Origin of the sequence: Streptomyces sp. YGL11-2 (genome assembly GCF_050054615.1) — a bacterium.
Taxonomy (GTDB): Bacteria; Actinomycetota; Actinomycetes; order Streptomycetales; family Streptomycetaceae; genus Streptomyces.
This window is the reverse complement of the sequence record NZ_JBNHIN010000002.1, coordinates 436,808-442,878: the sequence shown is the minus strand read 5'-3', so window position 1 is coordinate 442,878 and position 6,071 is coordinate 436,808. Positions and strand designations below refer to the sequence as shown.

The 6,071-nt window shown below is 73.9% G+C and carries 5 protein-coding genes; 3 read left to right on the top strand and 2 right to left on the bottom strand.

What is annotated here, in order from left to right:
* Window positions 1–81 precede the first annotated feature (81 nt).
* Window positions 82–1,368 carry an adenylosuccinate synthase gene (locus tag ACO1BR_RS04345; RefSeq protein ID WP_426793670.1) on the bottom strand — a complete coding sequence of 429 codons (1,287 nt, stop codon included), beginning with the start codon at window positions 1,366–1,368 and terminating at the stop codon, window positions 82–84.
* Window positions 1,369–1,604: 236 nt separating this feature from the next.
* On the opposite strand from ACO1BR_RS04345, the gene ACO1BR_RS04340 reads away from it, so the two are divergent.
* A complete protein-coding gene (locus ACO1BR_RS04340) occupies window positions 1,605–2,636 on the top strand; it encodes a hypothetical protein (protein WP_426793669.1) in 1,032 nt (343 codons plus the stop codon).
* Between the two features lie 70 nt (window positions 2,637–2,706).
* On the opposite strand, the gene ACO1BR_RS04335 is transcribed toward ACO1BR_RS04340, so the two are convergent.
* Window positions 2,707–3,360 (bottom strand): GbsR/MarR family transcriptional regulator, encoded by a 654-nt coding sequence (locus tag ACO1BR_RS04335; protein ID WP_426793668.1) that lies wholly within the window; start codon window positions 3,358–3,360, stop codon window positions 2,707–2,709.
* Window positions 3,361–3,453: 93 nt separating this feature from the next.
* Here ACO1BR_RS04335 and ACO1BR_RS04330 point away from each other — a divergent pair, with 93 nt between their 5' ends.
* Both ACO1BR_RS04330 and ACO1BR_RS04325 read left to right on the top strand, forming a co-directional pair.
* Window positions 3,454–4,401: an ATP-binding cassette domain-containing protein gene (locus ACO1BR_RS04330; RefSeq protein WP_426793667.1), complete on the top strand. Its 948-nt coding sequence runs from the start codon at window positions 3,454–3,456 to the stop codon at window positions 4,399–4,401.
* Window positions 4,398–6,059, top strand: coding sequence for an ABC transporter permease (locus ACO1BR_RS04325; protein ID WP_426793666.1), 1,662 nt, complete (start codon window positions 4,398–4,400; stop codon window positions 6,057–6,059). The genes ACO1BR_RS04330 and ACO1BR_RS04325 overlap by 4 nt, the downstream gene beginning before the upstream one ends.
* Window positions 6,060–6,071: the final 12 nt, after the last annotated feature.

The window sequence follows — 6,071 nt, the reverse complement described above, 5'->3', positions numbered from 1 at the left end:
CCCCCCCCCCCCCCCCCCCCCCCCCCCCCCCCCCCCCCCCCCCCCCCCCCCCCCCCCCCCCCGGGGCCGTGCCGGATTTCCTTATGACAGGAAGGAGTTGATCTCGATGGTCTCGTCCCGGCCCGGGCCCACACCGATCGCGGAGATCGGGGCGCCGGACATCTCCTCCAGCGCCTTGACGTACGCCTGGGCGTTCTTCGGCAGGTCGGAGAAGGTCTTCGCCTGGGTGATGTCCTCGGACCAGCCCGGCAGCATTTCGTAGACCGGCTTCGCGTGGTGGAAGTCGGTCTGGCTGTAGGGCAGTTCCTCGACACGCCTGCCGTCGATCTCGTAGGCCACGCAGACCGGGATCTGCTCCCAGCCGGTGAGGACGTCGAGCTTGGTGAGGAAGAAGTCCGTCAGACCGTTGACCCGGGTCGCGTAGCGGGCGATGACCGCGTCGAACCAGCCGCAGCGGCGGTCGCGGCCGGTGGTGACACCGCGCTCGCCGCCGATCCGGCGCAGCGCCTCGCCGTCCGCGTCGAACAGCTCGGTCGGGAACGGGCCGGCGCCGACGCGGGTGGTGTACGCCTTGAGGATGCCGATGACCCGGCTGATCTTGGTCGGGCCGACGCCCGCGCCGGTGCAGGCACCGCCCGCGGTCGGGTTCGAGGACGTCACGAAGGGGTACGTGCCGTGGTCGATGTCGAGCAGGGTGCCCTGCCCGCCCTCGAAGAGCACGACCTTGTCGTTGTCCAGGGCGTCGTTGAGGATCAGGGTGGTGTCGGCGACATAGCCCTTGATCTGGTCCGCGTAGCCCAGCAGCTCCTCGACGACCTGGCCGGCCTCGATGGCGCGGCGGTTGTAGAGCTTGGTGAGCAGCTGGTTCTTGACGTCGAGCGCCGCCTCGACCTTCTGGACCAGGATCGACTCGTCGTAGAGGTCCTGGACCCGGATGCCGGTGCGGTTGATCTTGTCGGCGTAGGTCGGGCCGATGCCGCGCCCGGTGGTGCCGATCTTCCGCTTTCCGAGGAAGCGTTCCGTCACCTTGTCGACGGTGATGTTATACGGCGTGATCAGATGCGCGTTACCGCTGATCAGCAGCTTGGACGTGTCGACGCCGCGCTCGTTGAGTCCGCTCAGCTCGGAGAGCAGAACCGCCGGGTCGACGACGACACCGTTGCCGATGACCGGGGTGCACCCCGGCGAGAGGATTCCGGAAGGGAGGAGGTGCAGTGCGTACTTCTGGTCGCCGACGACGACCGTATGGCCGGCGTTGTTGCCGCCCTGGTAGCGCACCACGTAGTCCACGGACCCACCGAGCAGATCGGTGGCCTTTCCCTTGCCTTCATCACCCCACTGAGCACCGAGCAGCACAAGTGCGGGCACAGGCGTACACCCCTTCCGGGCGGGGCATGTCCAACGTGCGTGGATGGCGTGGCGTCGCGTGTTCGCGCAGACGTCATCGCCAGAGCCGTCGGACCGGTGCCCCGGAATAGACGAAGCCCCTGGCGCAATAGCGCAAGGGGCTCTTGCACCGAGATGCTACCTGAGGAAGGACCGAGGTGTCGGCGCAGCCTTCTGGGCACTCTCCCGCGGACTCCGTTCGGGGGTGCCCCCTGCTTGTGGTCATCGACCCGGTCGCCCGCAGTACGGACGGCGAGTCCGTACGCATCGCGAAGGATGTCCTGTGCGCGGGCGCGGGAGCGAAAATCTGCCTCCCCGAGGGGCCCGAGGAATTCGCCAGGGCGCTGGCCCGGCGCGGCCACCGGCGCCCGGTGGTGATCGGCGACGACCGCGCGCTCCTGCGGGTCGTGGGCCTGCTCCACAGGGAGCGGGAACTGGGTGGGGTGCCGCTGTCGATGGTGCCGGTGGGCGCGCCGGCCGCGGTCGCGCTGAGCCGGACGCTGGGCGTCCCCACGGACGCCGTCGCCGCCGCGCGCGCCGTACTGGACGGCGGGGAGCGGCCGATGGACCTGCTCACGGACGACAGCGACGGCATCGTGCTGGGCGGGCTGCGGATCCCCTGCGGGGACGGGGCGCTGCCGCAATACGGTTCACTCGGCGATCCGGGGCGCTGCGGCGGCTACGACCCACCGGGCCCCGCCGCGGCGACGGGGTACACGGGCGAGGCCGGGGCCCCGGAGGACGCGGCGGACCCCGGGGCCGGGCACCGGGCCTGGTGGCGGCCGGCCGCGCGGACCGCCCGCTCGGCGCTGTCGCTGCTGGCCCCGGCGGCCGGGCTGGGCGGCCGGCGCGGGCGGGTGCCGGCGCAGCAGCTGCGGCTGCGGATCGAGGCGGACGGGGCGCTGCTGGCGGACCTGGACCGGCCGGTGCGCGGGGTGTCGGTGATGCCGGGCGGGGCGCGTGCCGAGGGCGGCGCCGGTCTGCACGACGCCGACGGCGCGAGCGGCACGGCCGGTGCACACGGGTCGGCGGCGGCACCGGACGTCCCGGCGCCGTCCGGCGGGCTGGCCGAGGTGGTGGTCCACTGGGCCGGCGAAGGGCACCCCGTACGGGCCCGGGCGCGGGCGGTGACGGTGTCCGGGGCGGACTTCCACTACCGGGCGGACGCGCTGGTCGGCGGGCCGGTCAGGACGCGTACGTGGACGCTGCAGCCGGGGGCCTGGCGGCTCCAGCTGCCGCGGCGGGACTAGGACCTTTCCGGCCCCTGGCTCGTCGGAAAGGCTCTGACCGCCGGCACCGGGGAGCGGCCGGCGCCGGGGCTCAGCGCCGGGGGGCCTCGGCCGGGGCGGTGCCGCCCTGGTCGGTGCGCAGCCGGCCGAGGTGGTTGCGCCAGCGGTCCATCATGCCGGTGAGCTCCTGCTGCATGAACTCGATGAAGGCGAGGGTCTCGGCGATCCGGCGGCCCGCGTCGGAGTCCTCGCCCAGGCTCTCGACGCCGTCGCGGAGGGTGTGCTCCCAGCGGATGAGGATGCTGTCCCGGCGGGTGAGCGCCTCGTACCACTGGTCGCTGTGGACGCGGTACCGGTCGCGGCGGGAGCCCGGCTCGCGTTCGCGGCCGACCATGCCCACCTGGGAGAGGTAGCGGATCGCGCCGGAGACCGCGGCGGGGCTGACCTGGAGCCGCTCGCCGAGTTCGGCCGAGGTCAGCACGCCGGTGTCGGAGGCGAGCAGGCAGGCGAAGACCCGGGCCGGCATGCGCTGCATCCCGGCGTCGACCATCTGCGCCGCGAACCGCTCGACGAAGGTCGGCACGGCGTCGTCACGGCCGTCGCGGCCATCACGGCCGTCGCGCCCGGCTGCGTCCTGCGCCTCCCGGGCCTCCCGGGCCTCCGATGCGTCCGATGCCTCCAATGCGTCCAGCGCGGTCCGTCCGCTCCGCCGGTCGCTGCTGCCCTGCTGTCGCTGCTCGCCCATACCCGCATCATCTCCCCTGATCAGAGCCGCTCCGCCAACTTTATACGGTTTCTTAACTTCACAAGTTTGTGAATCTCGCGTACCTTCGGAATCATGACGAAGGCGATCAGCGTGTCCGGCCTCCACAAGTCCTTCGGCCGGACACAGGCGTTGGACGGCCTCGACCTCGATGTCGAGGCCGGTGAGGTGCACGGCTTCCTCGGGCCCAACGGCGCGGGCAAGTCCACGACGATCCGGGTGCTGCTGGGTCTGCTGCGCGCCGACCGCGGTGCCGCCCGGCTGCTGGGCAGGGACCCCTGGCAGGACGCGGTCGCGATCCACCGCCGCGTGGCGTATGTGCCCGGCGACGTCACCCTGTGGCGGAACCTCTCCGGCGGCGAGGTCATCGACCTCTACGGCCGGCTGCGCGGCCGGCTCGACACCGCGCGCCGGGCCGAACTCCTGGAGCGCTTCGAGCTGGACCCCGCCAAGAAGGGGCGCACGTACTCCAAGGGCAACCGCCAGAAGGTCGCGCTGGTCGCCGCCTTCGCCTCGGACGTCGACCTGCTGATACTCGACGAGCCGACCTCCGGGCTCGACCCGCTGATGGAGGAGGTCTTCCAGTCCTGCGTGGCGGAGGAGCGCGACCGCGGCCGTACGGTCCTGCTCTCCAGCCATGTGCTGTCCGAGGTCGAGGCGCTCTGCGACCGCGTCAGCATCATCCGCAAGGGCCGCACCGTGGAGTCCGGCTCCCTCGGCGAGCTGCGACATCTCGCCCGCACGTCGGTCGTCGCCGAGCTCGCCGGAGCGCCCGAGGGTCTCTCCGGGCTGCCCGGCGTCCACGACCTGGACGTGCGGCCGGGGGCGGGCGGCGCGGGCTGCCGGGTCCGGCTCCAGGCGGACACCGACAAGCTCGACGCCGTGCTCCGACTGCTCGGCGCGGCGGGCCTGCGCAGCCTCAGCAGCACGCCGCCCACCCTGGAGGAGCTGTTCCTCCGCCACTATCAGGACGACGTCCGCCGGCCGGGCGGCGCCCGCACCGAAGGGGCGGTCGCGCGATGACCGCGGTAGCGGCGGCCCCCGCCCGCGCCGGGGGAGCCCGCCATCTCGCGGGCACCGGCGCCCTGTTGCGCCTCGCCCTGCGCCGCGACCGGCTGCTGATCCCGGCCTGGGTGCTGGTCCTCGGACTGTCCGTCGCCGGCATGGGCTCGTCCCTCCAGGCGCTGTACGGCACCGCCGCCAAGCGCGCCGACCTGGCCGCGTCGATGAACGCCAACGCCTCACTGCGCGCGCTGTACGGACCGGTCTTCAGCGACTCCGTCGGCGGCCTGGTCGCGTGGCGGATGGCCGGACTCGGCGCGGTGCTGGCCGCCGTGATGAGTCTGCTGATCGTCGTCCGGCACACCCGCGAGGAAGAGGAGACGGGCCGTCAGGAGCTGCTCTCCGCCGCCATGGTGGGACGCCGGGCGCCGCTGACCGCGGCCCTGCTGGCGGCGCTCGTCGCCAACGCCGGGCTCGCCGTGCTGATCGCCGCCGGACTCGCCAAGTCCGGGCAGCCGGCGGGCGGTTCGCTCGCCCTCGGCATCGCGGTCGGCGGCGCGGGCATGTTCTTCGCCGCCCTGGCCGCGATCGCCGCACAGCTCACCGAGAGCGCCCGGATGGCCAAGGGCCTGACCGGCGCGGCCCTCGGGCTGGCCTTCGCGCTGCGCGCCGCCGGTGACGCCGCGAGCGCCCCGGGCGGGGCCGCCGCCGGGGAAGGCGGCGCCCCCGTGCTCACCTGGCTCTCGCCGGTCGGCTGGGCGCAGAACCTCCGGGCGTACGCCGGTGAGCGCTGGTGGGTGGTGCTGCTCTTCGCCACCGCGACGGCCGTGGCGACGGCGGCGGCGTACGCCCTCACCGCCCGCCGCGACATCGGGATGAGCTTTCTGCCGGCCCGCCCCGGACCGGCCCGGGCGCCCCGCTCGCTGGGCGGCCCGTCGGGCCTGGCCTGGCGACTCCAGCGCACCACGCTGCTGGGCTGGACGGCCGGCTTCGCGCTCGCCGGTGCGGCGTTCGGCGGGATCGCCAAGGGGGCCGCGAGCATGGTCGGCGGCAATCAGCAGACCCGCGAGATCTTCGAGCGGATGGGCGGCCAACAGGGGCTGACCGACGCCTTCCTGGCCACGATGACCGGCATGCTCGGCATGATCGCGGCGCTCTACGCCGTGGGCGCGGTGCTCCGGATGCGCGCCGAGGAGACCGGTGACCGCGCCGAACCGGTCCTGGCGGGCGCGGTGGGCCGGGTGCGCTGGGCGTGCGGTCATCTGGCCGTCGCCGTGGCGGGCAGCGCCGTGGTGCTGGCCGCCGGCGGGCTGGCCCTGGGCATCAGCTACGGCGCCTCCGTAGGCGACCTCGCCGGCCGTACGGGTCCGGTGCTGGCTGCCGCGCTCTCCCAGCTCCCGGCGGTGTGGACCCTCACGGGGCTGGCAGTGCTGGTCTTCGGCCTGCTGCCGAGGGCGACCGGCGCCGTCTGGGCCCTGGTCGGCGGCTGCCTCGCCCTGGGCTGGGTCGGTCCCGCCCTCGATCTCCCCCAGTGGGCGATGGACCTCTCGCCGTACGGCCACCTGCCCAGGCTCCCCGGCGGGACGGTGACGGCCGCACCCTTCCTGTGGCTGCCGGCCCTGTCGGCGGTCTTCATATCCGCCGGCCTGACCGGCCTCCGCCGCCGCGACATCGGCTGACCCCCCGTCGTG